18 protein-coding genes are annotated in these 17,245 nt (G+C 72.5%); 6 read left to right on the top strand and 12 right to left on the bottom strand.

What is annotated here, in order from left to right:
- The first annotated feature begins 5 nt into the window (after nt 1-5).
- On the top strand, nt 6-1,730 hold the full coding sequence (locus tag JJI54_RS24550) for an ABC transporter ATP-binding protein/permease (RefSeq protein WP_203076050.1): 1,725 nt from the start codon (nt 6-8) through the stop codon (nt 1,728-1,730).
- A gap of 17 nt (nt 1,731-1,747) precedes the next feature.
- Here the strand turns inward: JJI54_RS24550 and JJI54_RS24545 are convergent, their stop codons facing one another.
- On the bottom strand, nt 1,748-2,815 hold the full coding sequence (locus JJI54_RS24545; RefSeq protein ID WP_203076049.1) for an aspartate-semialdehyde dehydrogenase: 1,068 nt from the start codon (nt 2,813-2,815) through the stop codon (nt 1,748-1,750).
- Nucleotides 2,816-2,817: 2 nt separating this feature from the next.
- Nucleotides 2,818-3,738, bottom strand: coding sequence for a DMT family transporter (locus JJI54_RS24540; protein ID WP_203076048.1), 921 nt, complete (start codon nt 3,736-3,738; stop codon nt 2,818-2,820).
- A 66-nt stretch (nt 3,739-3,804) separates the two neighbouring features.
- On the opposite strand from JJI54_RS24540, the gene JJI54_RS24535 reads away from it, so the two are divergent.
- A complete protein-coding gene (locus JJI54_RS24535; RefSeq protein WP_203076047.1) occupies nt 3,805-4,716 on the top strand; it encodes a LysR substrate-binding domain-containing protein in 912 nt (303 codons plus the stop codon).
- A gap of 57 nt (nt 4,717-4,773) precedes the next feature.
- Here the strand turns inward: JJI54_RS24535 and JJI54_RS24530 are convergent, their stop codons facing one another.
- From JJI54_RS24530 to JJI54_RS24520, 3 genes are read right to left on the bottom strand one after another with little or no spacing between them, the layout of a single operon-like run.
- Entirely contained in the window at nt 4,774-5,730 is a 957-nt protein-coding gene (locus tag JJI54_RS24530) for a polysaccharide deacetylase family protein (RefSeq protein ID WP_203076046.1), read from the bottom strand.
- 53 nt (nt 5,731-5,783) lie between these two features.
- Nucleotides 5,784-6,260, bottom strand: coding sequence for an SRPBCC family protein (locus JJI54_RS24525; RefSeq protein WP_203076045.1), 477 nt, complete (start codon nt 6,258-6,260; stop codon nt 5,784-5,786).
- Nucleotides 6,253-6,600 (bottom strand): ArsR/SmtB family transcription factor, encoded by a 348-nt coding sequence (locus JJI54_RS24520; protein ID WP_203076044.1) that lies wholly within the window; start codon nt 6,598-6,600, stop codon nt 6,253-6,255. Before JJI54_RS24520 ends, JJI54_RS24525 begins: the two co-directional genes overlap by 8 nt.
- A 112-nt stretch (nt 6,601-6,712) precedes the next feature.
- Between JJI54_RS24520 and JJI54_RS24515 the strand changes: the two genes are divergently transcribed.
- Together JJI54_RS24515 and zigA are read left to right on the top strand one after the other, a co-directional pair.
- Nucleotides 6,713-7,333, top strand: coding sequence for a DUF1826 domain-containing protein (locus JJI54_RS24515; RefSeq protein WP_203076043.1), 621 nt, complete (start codon nt 6,713-6,715; stop codon nt 7,331-7,333).
- Nucleotides 7,330-8,529 (top strand): zinc metallochaperone GTPase ZigA, encoded by a 1,200-nt coding sequence (gene zigA / locus JJI54_RS24510; RefSeq protein WP_203076042.1) that lies wholly within the window; start codon nt 7,330-7,332, stop codon nt 8,527-8,529. The genes JJI54_RS24515 and zigA overlap by 4 nt, the downstream gene beginning before the upstream one ends.
- Nucleotides 8,530-8,696: 167 nt before the next feature.
- Here the strand turns inward: zigA and JJI54_RS24505 are convergent, their stop codons facing one another.
- Nucleotides 8,697-9,062 carry a YkvA family protein gene (locus tag JJI54_RS24505; protein ID WP_203076041.1) on the bottom strand — a complete coding sequence of 122 codons (366 nt, stop codon included), beginning with the start codon at nt 9,060-9,062 and terminating at the stop codon, nt 8,697-8,699.
- Nucleotides 9,063-9,127: 65 nt separating this feature from the next.
- Between JJI54_RS24505 and JJI54_RS24500 the strand changes: the two genes are divergently transcribed.
- On the top strand, nt 9,128-10,105 hold the full coding sequence (locus JJI54_RS24500; RefSeq protein ID WP_203076040.1) for a Bug family tripartite tricarboxylate transporter substrate binding protein: 978 nt from the start codon (nt 9,128-9,130) through the stop codon (nt 10,103-10,105).
- A gap of 103 nt (nt 10,106-10,208) precedes the next feature.
- On the opposite strand, the gene recQ is transcribed toward JJI54_RS24500, so the two are convergent.
- Together recQ and JJI54_RS24490 are read right to left on the bottom strand one after the other, a co-directional pair.
- Nucleotides 10,209-12,035 (bottom strand): DNA helicase RecQ, encoded by a 1,827-nt coding sequence (gene recQ, locus JJI54_RS24495; protein ID WP_203076039.1) that lies wholly within the window; start codon nt 12,033-12,035, stop codon nt 10,209-10,211.
- Nucleotides 12,036-12,267: 232 nt separating this feature from the next.
- On the bottom strand, nt 12,268-12,681 hold the full coding sequence (locus tag JJI54_RS24490; RefSeq protein WP_203076038.1) for an OmpA family protein: 414 nt from the start codon (nt 12,679-12,681) through the stop codon (nt 12,268-12,270).
- Nucleotides 12,682-12,844: 163 nt separating this feature from the next.
- Between JJI54_RS24490 and JJI54_RS24485 the strand changes: the two genes are divergently transcribed.
- Nucleotides 12,845-13,915 carry a hypothetical protein gene (locus JJI54_RS24485; RefSeq protein WP_203076037.1) on the top strand — a complete coding sequence of 357 codons (1,071 nt, stop codon included), beginning with the start codon at nt 12,845-12,847 and terminating at the stop codon, nt 13,913-13,915.
- A 135-nt stretch (nt 13,916-14,050) separates the two neighbouring features.
- On the opposite strand, the gene phoB is transcribed toward JJI54_RS24485, so the two are convergent.
- From phoB to pstA, 4 genes are all read right to left on the bottom strand, one after another.
- Entirely contained in the window at nt 14,051-14,764 is a 714-nt protein-coding gene (gene phoB, locus JJI54_RS24480; protein WP_203076036.1) for a phosphate regulon transcriptional regulator PhoB, read from the bottom strand.
- An 11-nt stretch (nt 14,765-14,775) separates the two neighbouring features.
- The gene (gene phoU / locus JJI54_RS24475) at nt 14,776-15,498 is read right to left on the bottom strand and encodes a phosphate signaling complex protein PhoU (protein ID WP_203076035.1); all 723 of its coding nucleotides are present in this window, start codon (nt 15,496-15,498) and stop codon (nt 14,776-14,778) included.
- 16 nt (nt 15,499-15,514) lie between these two features.
- Nucleotides 15,515-16,300 carry a phosphate ABC transporter ATP-binding protein PstB gene (gene pstB, locus JJI54_RS24470; protein WP_203076156.1) on the bottom strand — a complete coding sequence of 262 codons (786 nt, stop codon included), beginning with the start codon at nt 16,298-16,300 and terminating at the stop codon, nt 15,515-15,517.
- Between the two features lie 62 nt (nt 16,301-16,362).
- Nucleotides 16,363-17,244 (bottom strand): phosphate ABC transporter permease PstA, encoded by an 882-nt coding sequence (gene pstA / locus JJI54_RS24465; protein WP_203076034.1) that lies wholly within the window; start codon nt 17,242-17,244, stop codon nt 16,363-16,365.
- Nucleotide 17,245: the final 1 nt, after the last annotated feature.

The following is a 17,245-nucleotide window of genomic DNA, read 5'->3' as shown; positions in this document are numbered from 1 at the left end:
CGCCCATGCGACGCCTCGGCTCCTTCCTCCATGACGCCTGGACGCTGACCCGCCCCTATTGGGTCAGCGAGGAGCGCGGCCGCGGGCTGCTGCTGCTGGCCGCCGTCATCGTGCTGAACCTGTCCCTGGTCGGCATGACGGTGGTGCTGACCTACTGGCAGCGCGCCTTCTACAACACGCTGGAGCAGAAGGACGCCGCCACCTTCTGGGCGCTGCTCTTCCTGGGGGGGGAGGCCGATGGCACCTGGTTCCCGGGCTTCACCGTCGTCGCCTGCGCCTACATCCTGATCGCGGTCTACCAGCTCTATCTCCGCCAGGCGCTGCAGATCCGCTGGCGCCGCTGGCTGACGCGGGACTACCTGGATCGCTGGCTGGCCGACCGCGCCTATTACCGCATCGCCCTGACGGACCCCGCCACCGACAACCCCGACCAGCGCCTGGCCGACGACCTCCGCCTCTTCGTGGATGACACGCTCTCGCTCGGCCTCGGGCTGATGAACAGCGTCGTCACGCTGCTCTCCTTCATCCTCGTGCTCTGGTCGCTCTCCGGCCCGCTGGAGGTCTTCGGCATCACCATCCCCGGCTACATGGTCTGGGTCGCCATCCTCTATTCCGTGCTCGGCACCTGGATCGCGCATCTCATCGGCCGGCCGCTGATCCGCCTCAACTTCCTCCAGCAACGGGTCGAGGCCGATTTCCGCTACGCCCTGGTCCGGCTGCGGGACAATGTGGAGGGCGTGGCGCTGCACCAGGGCGAGGCCGATGAGAAGCGCGGCCTGCTCGCCCGCTTCGGCGCGCTGACGGAGAACTGGTGGGCGATCATGACCGCCACCAAGCGCCTCACCTTCTTCACCGCGGGCTTCACCCAGGTGGCGAGCATCTTTCCCATCGTCGTCGCCGCCCCCGCCTATTTCGCCGGCCGCATCCCGCTGGGCGGCCTGATCCAGACCAGCAGCGCCTTCGGCCAGGTGCAGGGCGCGCTCTCCTGGTTCGTGGACAACTACGCCCGCCTGACGGAATGGCGCGCCACCGTCGAACGCCTGACCGGCTTCCGCCAGGCCATCGAGGCCGCCCGCGCCGCCACCGATGGCGTCCGCGCCACCCCCGGCGCCGATGCCGCCGTGGTGCTGGACGACGTCACCATCAGCCTGCCCGGCGGCCGCGTGCTGCTGCGCGATGCGTCGCTCCGGCTGGAGAAGGGGGAGGCCGTGCTGATCACCGGCGCCTCCGGCAGCGGGAAGTCCACGCTGTTCCGCGCGCTGGCCGGCATCTGGCCCTTCGGCCGGGGCACCACCCATGTCCCGGACGGCGCCCGCGCCCTCTTCCTGCCGCAGCGCCCCTACCTCCCGCTGGGCAGCCTCCGCCGCGCCGTCTGCTACCCGCTGGACGCCACGACGGTGTCCGAGGATGCGGTGCGGGAGGCCCTCTCCGCCGCCGGCCTCCCCCATCTGCTGGACCGGCTCGATGAGGAGGATGCCTGGGACCGTCGCCTGTCCGGCGGCGAGCAGCAACGCCTGGCCATCGCCCGCGCCCTGCTGGTGAAGCCCGACTTCCTCTTCCTGGACGAGGCGACGGCCAGCCTGGACCCGGCGGGGGAGGAAGCGCTGTACCGCCTGGTGGCGGAACGCCTGCCCGGCACCGCCGTGCTCTCCATCGCCCACCGCCCCGCGGTCGCGCAGTTCCATGGGCGCCGGCTGGTGGTGGCGGAGGGGGCGCTGCGGGCGGGGTAGAGGCGGCCGCCGGCCCCTCACGCCGCCGCACGCCCGCCGAAGGCATCGCCCCGGCGCAGCAGCGCCTCCGCGATCTGCACGGCATTCAGCGCCGCGCCCTTGCGCACATTGTCGGCGACGACCCAGAGCGAGAGGCCGTTCGGCAGGGCGCGATCCTCCCGCAGGCGGGAGACGAAGACCTCGTCCCGGCCCGCCACCTCGATCGGCGTCGCGTAGCCGCCGGCCCGCCGCTCATCCACGACGCGGATGCCGGGCGCCGCGGCCAGCAGCGCGCGCGCCGCCTCCGCCGGCAGGGGGCGTTCGAGCTCCACGGTGACGGCCTCCGCATGCGCCACCAGCACCGGCACGCGCACGCAGGTGGCGGAGACCGGGAGGTCGGGCAGGCCGAGGAGCCTGCGCGTCTCGACCTCCATCTTCCACTCCTCCCTGGTCCGCCCATCCTCGAGGAAGACGTCGATATGGGGCACGACATTGAAGGGCAGCGGCGTGTCGCCACCCCGCGCCAGCGCCGCGCGCGCCTCTTGCTCCAGGCCGCGCATATCCACCGTCGCGGCGCCGGCGGGCGGCAGCAGCCGCTCCATCAGCCGCCGCCCGCCGCCGGAGGCCGACTGGTAGGTCGAGACCACCACGCGCCGCAGCCCCGCCGCGTCATGCAGCGGCTTCAGCGCGACGACGAGCTGGATGGTCGAGCAATTGGCGACGGGCAGGATGCGCCGCGCCGCCCAGCCCGAAAGCGCGTCCGGATTCACCTCCGGCACCACGAGCGGCACGGCGGGGTCCATGCGGAAGGCGGAGGAGTTGTCGATCACGATGCAGCCCGCCGCCGCCGCCCGCGGCGCGGTCTCCCGCGCATTGGCGGCACCCGTCGAGAGCAGCAGCAGGTCGGTGCCGTGGAAGTCGAAGCGGGCGAGGTCGCGCACCGCCAGCGCCTCACCCCGGAACGGCACCTGCCGCCCGGCGGAGGCGGCGGAGGCGAGCGGGATCACCTCGGCCACGGGGAAGTCCCGCTCCTCCAGCACGCGCAGCATCGCCGCGCCGACATTGCCCGTGGCGCCGCCCACGGCGACGCGCAGCCCTTCGGCCATGGTCAGGATTCCCTGGTTGCGGATGGCGGGGCGGCCGGCGCGCGGCCGATGGTGTTGACCAGGACGACGCCCGCGAGCGCGACGGCGCCGCCGGCCAGCGCGCCCCACCCCGGCGCCTCGCCGAGCCAGGCCCAGGCGATGAGGGTGGCGACGGGCGGCACGAGGTAGAGGAAGGAAGCCGCCCGCCCCACCGGCAGGCGCGACAGCGCGTGGGACCAGGCGACATAGGCCAGCGCGGCCGGCCCGAGGCCGAGGAAGATCACGGCGCCCAGCGCCTCCGCCGGGGCCGAGGCGGCCGTGGCGAGCGCGCCGGGAAGGAAGGGCAGCAGCATCGCCGTGCCGGCCCAGAGCAGGCAGGCCGTCACCGGCAGCGCGCCGCGGCGCGCGAGCAGCGGCTTCTGCAGCACGAATTGCGCGGCCTGGCAGAGCGCGGCGGCCAGCACGAGCAGCGCGCCCGCGCCGAAGCCCATCTCGCCCCGCCCGGCCGCGATCAGCGCCACGCCCGCGACGCTCAGCCCGATGCCCACCCAGCCCCAGGGCCGCAGCCGCTCCCCCAGCAGGGCCGCGCCGAGGATGGCGGCGAAGACCGGCGCCGTGTTGACCAGGAAGCTCGCCGTGCCCGCATCGACGACGCGCGACCCGCTGTTGAGCAGGAGGTTGTAGGCGGCGATGCCGAGCCCCCCGGCGGCGAGGATGCGGGGAAGGTCGGCGCGACCGGGCAGCGCCGGGCGCGCCCAGGCGAGATGGAGCCCGAGGGCGAGGGACGCCACGGCGAAGCGCAGCGCGGCCAGCTCGGCCGGCGGGAAGGCCTGGAGGGCGGCGCGGATCGACGGGAAGGCACTCGCCCAGAGAAGGACGGTGACAGCGACGCAGGCGAAGGCGGTGGCGCCCGCCGCGCCGCCCGGGGATGCGGAGCTGGACATGGCGCCCAGGGGTGCCCCGCGGCGCCGCGTTGCGCAAACGAGAAGCTGTCACCAAAGCTGTGCGCGATGCGCAAAGCTCCCCGCCTCCGCCCCCCGCCGATGGACACGCTGGAGGCCTTCGACGCCGCCGCGCGCCTTGGCTCCTTCTCCGCCGCGGCAGAAGCGCTGCACCTGACGCCCGGCGCCGTCAGCCGGCAGATGGCGGCGCTGGAGGGCGACCTCGGCGTGGCGCTCTTCGCGCTCGGCGCGCGCGGCGTGGCGCTGACGCCGGCGGGCCGGCGGCTGCACGCGGCGGCGGCGGAGGCGCTGGCCCTGGTGCTCGGCGCCACGCGCGAATTGCGCCGGCGCGATGGCGGCATCGCGGGGGCCGGGGTCGTGCGGGTGAGTGTCACGCCCTCCTTCGGGGCGCGCTGGCTGCTGCCGCGCCTGCCGCGCTTCCAGGCGGCGCATCCGCGCATCGCGGTGGTGCCGGTAGCGGAGACGCGCCTGGTGGATCTGGCGCGGGAGGGCTTCGACGTGGCGGTGCGCTACACCGCGGGGCCGGCGCCGGCGGGGGTGGAGATGCGGCCCTGGCTGCGCGAGGAGCTTGTGCCGGTCGCCGCGCCGGCGCTGCTGGAAGGGCGCCCCCGCACGGTGGAGGGCCTGGCCGCACTGCCCTTCCTGCACGACACCTCGGACGCGTTCTGGCGGCACTGGCTCTCGGCGGCGGGGCGGCCGGAGCTGCTGCCGGCCAGCGGCACGGTGTTCAACGACTTCAACCTGGCGGTCGGGGCGGCGGTGTCGGGCCTCGGCCTGCTCCTCGGGCGCAGCGCGCTGATCGCGGAGGAGCTGCGCGACGGGCGGCTGGTGGAGGCCGTGCCGCTCCGCGTGCCGAGCCCCCGCGCCTACCACCTGGCGAGGCCATCGGGCGCGCATCCGGCGCCGGCCGCCGGGGCCTTCTGGGCCTGGCTGGCGGGGCAGGGCCAGCCGGAGGCATGAGGCCCGGTCGCCGGCCCCGCCAGGGCCGGCACCCCGCCGGGGCTTCGCCGGGAGACGCTAGCCCGGCAGCACCGGCGCATCCCGCGGCGTCAGCGCCCGCCCCGGCCCCAGCGCCCATTCCGCGATCTCGTCCCGCCGCGCGAACCACACGCCGGGGTGCTTCCCCGCCCAGTCGAGGAAGCGCTGGACGGAGGGGATCACCGCCGGCCGGCCCGCGACGAAATCATGCAGCGGCACGCTCATCATCCGCCGGCGCGTCGCACCTTCCTCGTAGAGCACCTCGAATTCCTGCCGCAGCATCTGCTCGTAATCGTCGAGGCTGCGCTGCTGGTTCTGGAAGAAGTTGAGGTCGTTGACGTGCCCCATATAGGGCACGAGGCACAGCTCCTTGTCCCCGTTCACCACCTGGATCCAGGGCTCGTCGCGGGACCGGTCGTCGATGGAGTAGATGAGGCCGAGTTCCTGCAGCAGGTCATTGGTGTTCACGCTGCCCTGCAGCCCCTGCGCGTTGAAGCCCTTGGGCCACAGGCCGGTCGCATTCCGCAGCGCCTCGAACCCCTCCCGCAGGAAGTCGCGCTCCTGCTCCTTCGGCAGATGGTATTGCGGCGCGTGGCGGATGGTGCGGCCCCCGGCCTCATGCCCGCGCTCCACGATCTCCCGCGCCAGCTCCGGATAGCGGCGGATGCTCTCCCCGATCATGAAGGAGGAGACGCGGATGCCGAGCCGGTCGAACAGGTCCAGCAGCCGCGGCACGCCCTCCTTCGCGCCATAGGTGCGGCCCTGGATCATCGGCAGGTTGGGGAAGCGCTGCCCCGCCTGGGGCGTGCCGGGCGGCCCGTTCTGCCACATGGCGGGCTGGCCGCCATCGGCCTCGAACATCATGCAGACGCCGATGGCGAGCCTGGCGCCGCCCGGCCAGAAGGGCCCGCGCGGCCGCCTGGCCGGCTGCGCCAGGGCGGGCGAGGCCAGCAACCCCGCCGCCGCCCCCATCACCATCCGCCTGCCGATCGCCATCCCGCCTCTCCCGTCGTTGCGTGGGCGGCAGATCGGGGGCGCCCGTCAGGCGGTCAAGCCTCCAGCCCGCGCGCGATCCCGACCAGCTGGTCCAGCGCCGCGCCCCAGCCATGCTCGAAGCCCATCGCCGCATGGCGTTCCCGGTCCGCGCCATCCTTGTGCATCACGCGCGCGGTGTAGCGCGTGCCCTCGGCCACCGCCTCGAAGGTCAGCACGGCCGTGACGAAGGGGTTGGGCCGCGGCCGGAAGCCCGGCAGCAGCGCATCCGTCCAGACCAGGCGCGAATGCGGCACCACCTCCAGCCAGCAGCCCGGCGGCTCATCCATCACCTTGCCCTCGGGGCTTTCCATCACGGTGTGGAAGATGCCGCCGGGGCGGAGATCGACCTCCGCATGGATCGTCTTCCAGGGATGCGGCGTGAACCAGCGCACCAGCAGCGCGGGCTCCGTCCAGCAGCGCCAGACCAGGCGCGGCGGCACCGCCACCACCCGCGTGAAGACCAGGTCGAGGTCCTGGGCAGCGTCAGCCATGGCCGTTCTCCTCCTTGTGCAGTTGCAGGGCCAGCGCCTCCAGCCGGTCCAGCCGCCCCTCCCAGGCCGCGCGCTGCCGCGCCAGCCATTGCTCCGTCTCCGCCAGCGCCGCCGGGTTCAGCCGGCAGGTGCGCACCCGCCCCGCCTTGCTGGTGCCGATCAGCCCGCTGCCCTCCAGCACCCGCAGGTGCTGCAGCAGCGTCGGCATGGCGAAGCCGAAGGGCGCCGCCAGGTCGGAAACGGAAGCCGGCCCCTGCACCAGCCGCGCGACGATGGCGCGGCGCGTCGGGTCCGACAGGGCATGGAAGGCGCGGTCCAGCGCCGGCTGATGGTTAGTCATATGCCTTACTATTCCCGCCCACCCGCCCGCGTCGAGTCACGCGCGCGTCATCGCCGCCTTGAAGCCCGGGGCCGTTCCGTTATGTTATACTGTACCATTCGGACGCCCCGCCATGCCGCTCGACCACGCCGATCCCCCCTCCCCCCTGGCCGCGATGGCCAGCCTCGCCCCCGTCCTGCGCGCGGGCACCAATGTCGCGGCCTGGCGCCGCGCGCTGCCGGTCTGCCTCTTCGCCGGCCTCACGCCGCTCCTCGCCCGCGGCCCCTTCGTCGCGATCGCGGAGGATGCGCCGGAAGCGGCCCTCGCCGCCCTCGCCCGCCAGGTCCCGCTGCCGGACCTGCTGCGCGCCGACATCGCCGCGCTGGCCACCACCTTCGCCGCCCTGGTCGGCCAGGACCGGGTCCGCATCCGGCTGGAGGCGCTGCTCGGCCGCGGCTGCCATCGCTGGCACGCCGATGCGGTCGGGCTCCGCCTGCTCTGCACCTATGCCGGCCCCGGCACCGAATGGCTGGACCTCGGCGGCGGCGCGGCGCTGGCCCGCCGGCTGGACCCCGCCCATCTGATGATGGCGCCCGAACGCCTCGCGACCGGCGATGTCGCGGTCCTGAAGAGGGAGGCCTGGCCGGGCAATGCGGGCAATGGCTGCATCCACCGATCGCCCCCCAACCCCGATGACGCGCCGCTCCGCCTCGTCCTCTGCCTCGACGAGCCCGGCCGGTTCCCCGCGCCATGAGCGCCGATCGCCGCCTGCCCGTCACCGTGCTCTCCGGCTTCCTCGGCGCCGGCAAGACGACGCTGCTGAACCATGTCCTGGCGAACCGGGAAGGCCGCCGCGTCGCCGTCATCGTCAACGACATGTCGGAGGTGAACATCGACGCCGCCCTGGTCGGCAACACAGCTAACCTCTCCCGCACCGAGGAACGCCTGGTCGAGATGTCCAACGGCTGCATCTGCTGCACGCTGCGGGAGGATCTGATGCAGGAGGTGACGAAGCTCGCCAGGGAGGGCCGCTTCGACGCCCTGCTGATCGAGAGCACCGGCATCAGCGAACCGATGCCCGTCGCCGCCACCTTCGACTTCCGGACAGAGGACGGCTTCTCCCTCTCCGACATCGCGCGCCTCGACACCATGGTGACGGTGGTCGATGCCGCCGCCTTCCTCGCGGATTACGGCAGCGCCGACAGCCTCCGCGCCCGCGGCCAGGCGACCGGGGAGGAGGATACGCGCCTGCTGGTGGACCTGCTGGTGGAGCAGGTGGAATTCGCCGACGTCATCGTCGTGAACAAGGCGGACCGCGTGACGCCGGAGGAGATGGGCCGCCTCGCCGGCATCCTCGCCACCTTCAACCCGCGGGCGGAGATCCTGGCCTGCGTCCAGGGCCAGGTGCCGCTGCGCCATGTGCTGGAGACCGGCCGCTTCGACTTCGCCAGCGCCTCCCAGGCCGCCGGCTGGGCACAGGCGCTCTCCGGCCAGCACCTGCCGGAAAGCGAGGAATTCGGCATCACCAGCTTCGTCTGGCGCGCCCGCCGCCCCCTCCACCCCGCCCGCTTCAAGCGCCTGATCGAGGGCGACCTGCCCGGCGTGATCCGCGCCAAGGGCTTCTTCTGGCTCGCCACCCGCATGCCCTGGGCGGGGTCCTGGCAGCTGGCCGGCGCGGTCGGGCGGCATGAGGCCGCGGGCTTCTGGTGGGCTGCCCAGCCGCGGGAGCGCTGGCCCGACAACCCGGACTGGCGCCGCGGCGTCATGGCGAACTGGCAGGAACCCTTCGGCGACCGGCGGCAGGAGATCGTCTTCATCGGCATCGGCATGGCGGAAGCCGCGCTGCGCCGCGCCCTCGATGCCTGCCTGCTGACGGAGGACGAGATGCGCGGCGGCCCCAAGGCCTGGGGCCGCTTCCAGGACCCCTTCCCCGCCTGGCGCCAGGGCTGAGCCTTAGTGACCGTTTGAGAATGCTGGCGGCTGAGGGTTCGCGAGGGATTTTTCGGCCCTGGCAGGAGCCGGGCGCGGCCGATGCTGGTTGCATCGGCAAGTCCGGAGACGCACCAGGGGCGGAAAAGCCCAGCGAAACCGACCCGCCAGTGTTCTCAAACGGTCACTTAGCCCAGCCACCACCAGGCCGCCAGGCCCAGCGCCACGGCCCACAGCGCCACCACCGCCACCGCCCCCGCCCGGCTCACCGGCCGCTCGGCAAGGGCGGTGGCCCGCGCCGAAAGCTCCGCCTTCAGCCCCGGCGGGATCATCCGCAGCACCAGCCACACCAGGCCGGGCAGCAGCAGCAACTCATCCAGCAGCCCCAGCACCGGGATGACATCCGGGATCAGGTCGATCGGGGAGAAGGCATAGGCCGCGATCCCCGCCGCCAGCAGCCGCGCCGCCCAGGGCACCCGCGCATCGCGCGCCGCCAGCCACAGCAGGATCGCCTGCCGCTTCAGCGCCCGCGCCCATCCCCTCAGCCGATCCATCCCGCCCCCGGATTGAGCCCCCTCGCCGCCGCCCCTACCATCCGGGCCATCACGGGGGAAACGTCATGCACAACCTCACCCGCCGCAGCCTCGGCGCGGCCACGCTCGCCCTGCTGCCCGCGGCGACCCGCGCCCAGGCGCCCTATCCCGGCACGCGCCCCGTTTCCATCGTTGTCTCCTTCGCGCCCGGCGGTTCCACCGATACCGTCGCCCGCCTGGTCGCGCAGCAGCTGGGCCGCATCCTCGGCGGCAGCTTCGTGGTGGAAAACCGCCCCGGCGCCAGCGGCACCATCGGCTCCGCCCATGTCGCCCGCTCCCGCCCCGATGGCTACACGCTGCTCTTCGCGGGCAGCGGCACCTATTCCATGTCGGGCCACCTCTACCCCCAGCGCGGCTATGACGAGGAAGCCAATTTCACTCCCCTCGGCTCCGTCAGCACCTCCTCCCTCTTCCTCTGCCTGAGCCCGAAGCACGGGATGCGCGACACCGCCGCGCTCATCGCGCGTGCCAAGGCGGCGCCGGGCCGCCTCAGCTACGCCTCCTCCGGCGCCGGCGGCTCCGCCCACATCATCACGGAGCTCTTCCTGGAAGGGGCCGGCATCCAGGTGGAGAACGTCACCTATCGCGGCGGCGCCCCCGCCGTGCAGGCCGTCATCACCGGGGAGGTCGAGATGGCCTTCGTGGAGGCGGTGACGGCGCTGCCCCTGATCCGCAACGGCGACGTCATCGGCGCCGCCGTCACCAGCGCGGAGCGCAGCCCGCTGGCCCCGGAGATCCCGACCATCGCCGAAGCCGCGCTGCCGGGCTTCGAGGGCACGACCCTGCTGGCCATGTTCGCCCCCGCCGGCACGCCGGAGGAGATCGTCCAGCGCCTGCACCAGGGCATCGCGGAGGCGATGCGCCAGCCCGACCTCATCGCCCAGCTCCGCGCCGGCGCGGTCTTCCCGAAGGTCATGACGCCCGAGGAGTTTCGTCCGTTTCTCGCCAGCGAGAGGCGCCGCTGGCTGGCCGTGATCCGCAGCAGGGGCATCAAGGCGGAGTAGCCGGAGCACGATCCGTCCAGTTGGACGGATCTCGTGCTCTGAAAGTTATTGCTTCTGAAGCACGAAATCCGATCAAGCTGATTCAGCCTGATCGGATAGTGCTTCAGTCACACCCCCGCAGCACCCGCAGCACCTCGTCCCCGTAGCGGTCCAGCTTGGTCCGCCCCACCCCCGGGATCGCCGCCAGCTGGTCCAGGCTGCGCGGCCGCGCCTGCGCGATCTCCGCCAATGTCCGGTCCTGGAAGATGACATAGGCCGGCACCTGCTGCGCCTGCGCCTCGCCCCGCCGCCAGTCGCGCAGCGCCTCGAACACCCGGTCGCCCAGGGGGGCGCCGCCGCCGCCGCGCGGGCTGGCGCGGCCCGCCGGCGCGGTGCCGGCGCGCAGCACCTCCTCCCGCAGCAGCACCTTCTCCTCCCCCTTCAGGATCGGCCGCGCCGCATCGGTCGGCACCAGTTCCCCATGGTTCTCCACCGCCACGTCCAGCGCGCCGCGCGCCACCAGCTGCCGCGCCACGCCGCGCCAGGCGAATTCGGACAGGTCCTTGCCGACGCCGAAGGTCGGCAGCCGGTCATGCGCGAACTGCGCCACCTTCTCCGTCATCTTCCCGCGCAGCACGTCCACCACATGCCCCACGCCGAAGCGCCGCCCCGTGCGCAGCACGGCGGAGAGCATCTTCTGCGCCGCCACCGTGCCGTCGAACAGCCGCGGCGGGCTGAGGCACACATCGCAATTGCCGCAGGGCGGGATGTCATCCTCCCCGAAGCAGCGCAGCAGGATCTGGCGGCGGCAGGTCGCGGCCTCCGCGATCGCGACCATGGCGTCCAGGCGCTGGCGCTCGATCCGCTTCTGCTCCGGCGCCGCCGGGCTTTCCTCGATCCGGTGGCGGGCCAGCGCGATGTCGCCCGCGCCGTACAGCAGCAGGGCGCGCGCCGGCAGCCCGTCGCGCCCCGCGCGGCCGATCTCCTGGTACCAGGATTCCGGCGATTTCGGCAGGTCCAGATGCACCACCCAGCGCACATCCGGCCGGTCGATCCCCATGCCGAAGGCGATGGTCGCGCACATCACCACGCTGTCGCCGCGCGCGAAGCGGCGATGCGCGTCCCGCTTCGCCTCCCCATCCATCCCGGCATGGAAGGCCAGCGCATCGAAGCCGTCGGCCCGCAGCCATTCCGCCGTCTGCTCGGTCTTGTTGCGGGTGCCGCAATAGACGATGCCGGCGCCGACCATGCTGCCCTTGGGGCCGGCTTCCTCCCGCAGCAGGGCGCGCAGCTGCGCGCGCTCCTGCTCCCGCGGCACGGCCTCGATCCGGATGTTCGGCCGGTCGAAGCCGCCGCGGAACACGGGGTCGTCCTGCAGGCCGAGCTGCCGGCGGATATCCTCCACCGTCCGCTGGTCCGCCGTCGCCGTCAGGGCGAGCCGCGGCGTGCGCGGGAAGCGGTCCGACAGCACGCCGAGCCCGCGATATTCGGGGCGGAAGTGATGCCCCCACTGGCTGACGCAATGCGCCTCATCCACCGCGAAGAGCGCGATGGGCAGCTCCTCCAGCCGCGCCAGCATCCCCTCCAGCACCAGCCTTTCGGGGGAGACGTAGAGCAGCTTCAGGTCGCCCGCATGCAGGTCCCGCAGCACGGTGCGGGCCTCGCCCTCCGGCAGGTCGGAATGCAGCGCGGCCGCCGCCACGCCCTGCTGCCGCAGCGCCGCGACCTGGTCCTCCATCAGCGCGATGAGGGGCGAGACGACCACCCCCACCCCTTCCCGGCAGAGCGCCGGCACCTGGAAGCAGAGCGACTTGCCCCCGCCCGTCGGCATCAGCACCAGGCCGGAGCCGCCGCCCGCGACATGGCGCACCACCTCCTCCTGCCGCCCGCGGAAGCCGGGATGGCCGAAGACGCGCGAAAGGACCTCCACCGGGTCCGTGCTGGCTTCCATGGGCGGTCTGGTTACGGGGGGGAATCGGCCGTCATCGGGCATGGCATCCTCTGCCATGCCGGGGGCGCTTCGTCAGCTTCCGATCCGCGCGCGGATCGGTGGCCGGCGCGGATCCGCCGCAGGCCACCATGGCAAGGCGGCGGCCGAGGCCGCCACCAGGGCCCATGGCCGATGCGCCACGCCCGGCATACAGGGCCATGCCCCGCATCCCGGCCCGCCGCCGCCGGCGGCCTCAGTTCGGCCCGATATGGATCTCGACGCGGCGGCTCTGCACCGGCGCGGCATCGAAGGCGACGGCGCCGCGGCCCTGCTGGGTGATCTGCGCGCGCGGCACGCCGGCGGCCACCATCTCGTTCACCACCCGCTCCGCCCGGGCGCGGGACAGCGCCACGGTCGGCGCCAGGCCGGGCTCGGGCGCGGAGAAGCCGAGCACCCGCACCGGCGTGCCCGGATAGCGCCGCGCCACCGCCACCGCGTCCTGGATCACGGACTTGGCCTCGTCGCTCAGCCCGATGCTGTCATCCTCGAAGAACACCACGCGGACGGGCTGCGCGGCCAGTTGCGCGCCCATCGGATCGGCCGGCGCGCAGGCGGCCACCAGGGGCAGGACGAGAAGGGCAGCAAGGCCGAAGCCACGGCGATTCATGGAACAAGGCTCCCCAGGTGTGTTGCCGCATTGGTCACCCGGCGCCCGCCGCCCGTCAATCACGGGGCGCCCGGCCGGGGCGTTTTCGACCACACGGAAACGCCACTCGCATTCCGGTTGTGTCGCCACCTTCCGTTAACCTTCCGTCCCGCATCTTGCGACCGTGCCCGATCAAGCCAGCCCCCTGCCGGTCTCCCACGCCACGGCCGCCGAGGCCCCTGGCGCCGTCGCCATGCCATCGCGGCCGGCGCTGCCGGACCCGCGGCATTTCGACCCCGTGGCCTTCCCCGGCGCCGAGGCCGGGGAGGTCTGGCCCCCCACGCATTTCACCTTCCACGCCCCCTGGATGCACGAAGCCGGGCTCGGATTCGAACGCGATGCCAGCGGCGGCATCGCCGTGGTGCGGTCCTTCGCCCATCTCCGCCTGCTGGTGGATATCGAGACGGCGCACCAGCTCTTCGACCTCGCCCCCGGCAGCCGCGATTTCCGCCTGCTGCGCCTGGTGCCGGCCGCGCTGCGCTGCGTGGAACGCATCATCCCCGGGGACCCCCTGCCCGGCCCCCTGCTGGATGAGGAGGAGGAGGTGCCGGAGGAGCACCACCTCTACGCCGCCACCACCGCCATGGTCGAACGGCTCGCCGGCCAGGCCGGGGAGGAAGGGCAGGCGCTGGCGGAGGCGATGCGCCGCGTCCCCCCCGGCCCCGGGATGTTCGAGGCCGCGGTCGCCCGCTGCATCACCCGCTTCGGCTTCCCCATGGCGACGGTGGCGCCGCTGGCGCGCCGCCTGCAGCGCCTGGCCAATGCCCATGCCCGCGTGCTGGCCACCGCCGCCGCGCAGCCCGACTACGCGGCGATGGAGAAGGTGGTCATCCGCACGCGCCAGACGCTCGGCGCCGATCGCGGCTGGGTGGGCGGCGGCCTGCTGACCCGCGCCATGGACAATCTGCTGCCGCAGATCAGCCGCCCGCGAAAGGCCAGCGCCGCCATCACCGCGGCGGCGGAGGAGGCGATGCGCCGCCCCCTGCCGCTGGAAGCGCCGACGCGCCTCATCCTGGAACAGGATGGCTATCGCGACCGGCTGCTCGACATCTCCGTCTTCTGGCGCCGCCTGTCCGCGGCCTGGATGACGGTGGACCCCGATACCACCGACCGGCGGGAGATCGAGGCCCTGGCCCGCAACACGCTGCGCCGCCTGGCCCTCACCTCCCTCTACCGCGCACCGGACGAGCCGTGAGCTTTGCAATGGCCCCGCGCGTGACCGCTTCGGGCCCCTCAGACGCGTCGTGCCGAAGGCACGCCTGCGGCGTGACGCAAAAGCGGCGGCGCCCATTCGGGCGCTCGGACCGGTCAAGCGACCGGTCCGCCATTCCTATTCCTCCACATCCAGCGCATAGCCGGCGGAGCGGACGGTGCGGATGATGTCCGCCTCCCCCTCCCCGTTCACCGCCTTGCGCAGGCGCCGGATATGCACGTCCACCGTGCGCGGCTCCACATGGATGTCGCGGCCCCAGACGGCGTCCAGCAGCTGTTCGCGGGTGAAGACGCGGCCGGGATGGCTCAGGAAGAACTCCAGCAGCCGGTATTCGGTCGGGCCGAGATGCAGGGACCGGTTGCCGCGCGTCACGCGATGCGCGTCCTGGTCCATGACCAGGTCGGCATAGGTCAGGCGCCCCTTCACCGGCACCGCGCCGGATCGCCGCAGCAGCGCCCGGATGCGCGCCAGCAGCGCGTCCATGACATAGGGCTTGGCGATGTAGTCGTCCGCGCCGGTATCCAGCGCGCGCACCGCGTCCTGGTCCTCGGTGCGCGCCGTCACCATGATGATCGGCAGGTCGCGCGTGTTCGGCCGCCGGCGGATCTGGCGGCAGACCTCGAGGCCCGAGAGCTGCGGCAGCATCCAGTCCAGCAGGATCAGGTCCGGCTTGCCTTCCGCGACGCGCAGCAGGGCTTCCTGCCCATCGGTCGCTTCCTCCACGCGGAAGCCCTGCTTCTCCAGGTTGTAGCGCAGCAGCGTCAGCAGCGGCGCCTCGTCCTCCACCACCAGGATGGTGGGCTTGGCCAGGCTGCCAAGGGCGTCGGGCATGGCGGTCTCCCTCACTCGGGTGGCCGGACGACGGCGTAGGCGGAGGCATCGGCCTTGGGCCGGTCCTCCGGCAGGCTGTCGCCGCGCACGGCGTAATGCACGGTCTCCGCGATGTTGGTCGCGTGGTCGCCGATGCGTTCCAGGTTCTTGGCGATGAACAGCAGATGCGTCGCCGCGGTGATGTTGCGCGGATCCTCCATCATGAAGGTCAGCATCTCCCGGAAGATGCCGTTGTAGACATCGTCCACCGGCTCATCCGCCGCCCAGACGCGCTGCGCGGCCTCCGCATCGTCATTCACCAGCGCATCGATGGCGAGCTTCAGGTTCTCCTGCACCAGCCGCGCCATGCGGGTGAAGCCGTTCAGGCTGCCGATGGTCGGCTGCTGGGAGATGACGATGCTGCGCTTGGCGCCGTTGCGGGCGTAGTCCCCGATCCGCTCCAGGTTGTGCGCCACCTTCATGGCCGCGACGATGAAGCGGAGGTCGCCCGCCATGGGCTGGCGCGTCGCCAGGATGCGGATGCAGAAGGCCTCGATCTCCCGCTCCAGCTGGTCGAGCGCCGCGTCGCGGCCGATCACCTCGGCCGCCAGCGTGGCATCGCGCCGCGTCAGCGCCACCGTCGCGTCATTCACCTGGCGCTCCGCCAGGCCGCCCATGCGGGCCACCATGTCCCGCAGGCGGCGGAGCTGTTCGTCGTAGCTGCGGACGATATGCTCGCCCTTGTCCATCGGCATGATCCTGCCCTCCCGCTCAGCCGAAGCGGCCGGTGATGTATTCCTGCGTGCGGCGTTCGCGCGGCGCCGTGAAAAGCTGCGCGGCCGGCGCCACCTCCACCAGCTCGCCCAGGTAGAAGAAGGCCACCTGGTCGGCGCAGCGCGCGGCCTGCTGCATGTTGTGGGTCACGATGCAGATGGTGAAGTCGCGCTTCAGCTCGTCGATCAGCTCCTCGATCTTCAGGGTGGAGATCGGGTCGAGCGCGCTGGTCGGCTCGTCGAACAGGATGACCTCCGGCCGCACCGCGATGGTGCGCGCGATGCACAGCCGCTGCTGCTGCCCGCCCGACAGCCCCATGGCGCTGGATTGCAGCCGGTCCTTCACCTCGCCCCAGATCGCGGCGCGGGACAGCGCCCATTCGATCCGGTCGTCCATCTGGGACTTGGTCAGCCGCTCATGCAGCCGGATGCCGAAGGCGATGTTCTCGTAGATCGTCATCGGGAAGGGCGTGGGCTTCTGGAACACCATGCCGACCTTGGAGCGCAGCTCGTTCAGGTCGACATCGGGCGCGATCATGTTGCGCCCCTCCATCAGCACCTCGCCCTCCGCCCGCTGGCCGGGATAGAGGCTGTACATCCGGTTCAGCACGCGCAGCAGCGTGGACTTGCCGCAGCCGGAAGGCCCGATCATGCCCGTCACCTGCCGGTCCGGCAGTTCCAGGTTCACGCCCTTCAGCGCCTTGTTCGTCCCGTAGAAGAAGTCGAGGTTGCGCACCGAGATGCGGGAAGCCTGGTTGATGGCGGCGGAGGATCGCGCCTGCATGCCGCCGAAGGATTGCGCGGGCGCGGCCGGCGCGTCGGTGGAGCTCATGGGTTTCGGTCCCGTCATGTGCGGCGCCGCAGCACGCTGCGCGCCAGGATGTTCAAGGCCAGCACCGCCAGCGTGATCAGCAGCGCGCCCGCCCAGGCCAGCTCGATCCAGTCCTGGAAGGGCGATCCGGCGTAGGAATAGATGGTGATCGGCAGGCTCGGCATCGGCCCGGTCAGGTCCGTGGACCAGGCATTGTTGCCGAGGCTGGTGAACAGCAGCGGCGCCGTCTCGCCGGCGATGCGCGCGATGCCCAGCAGCACGCCGGTGATGATGCCGGACGTCGCGGACCGCCAGCACACCAGCACGATCATCTTCCACTTCGGCGCGCCAAGCCCGATCACCGCCTCCCGCAGCGTGTTCGGGATCAGCGCCAGCATGTCCTCCGTCGTGCGCACCACGATCGGGATGATGATGATGGACAGCGCCGCCACCCCCGCCCAGCCGGAGAAGCCGCCGAAGGGCAGCACCAGCAGCTGGTACACGAACAGGCCGATGAGGATGGAGGGCGCGGAGAGCAGGATGTCGCTGACGAAGCGCACCGCGTTGCCGAAGGCCGAGCCGCGCGCATATTCCGCCAGGTAGGTGCCCACCAGCATGCCGATCGGCGTGCCGATCAGCGTCGCCAGCCCCACCTGCATCAGGCTGCCGACGATCGCGTTCAGCAGCCCGCCCTGCGAACCCGGCGGCCGCGTCACCTCCGTGAAGACGGACAGGTTCATCGCCCCGAAGCCCTTGTAGAACAGGGTCACGAGGATGGAAGCCAGGAACACCAGCCCGATCGCCGTCGCGGCGTAGGACAGGCTGCGCACGATCAGGTCCGCGCGCTTGCGCCGCCGCCCCAGCGCCGCCGCCACCGTGCGGTCCTTGGCGGGGCCGGATGCCATGGTCATGCTCATC

It is taken from the genome of Falsiroseomonas ponticola (assembly GCF_016805305.1).
In the GTDB taxonomy this organism is placed as follows: domain Bacteria; phylum Pseudomonadota; class Alphaproteobacteria; order Acetobacterales; family Acetobacteraceae; genus Falsiroseomonas; species Falsiroseomonas ponticola.
Note: the sequence above shows the minus strand (reverse complement) of the source record. Positions and strands in the feature narration are given on the sequence as shown.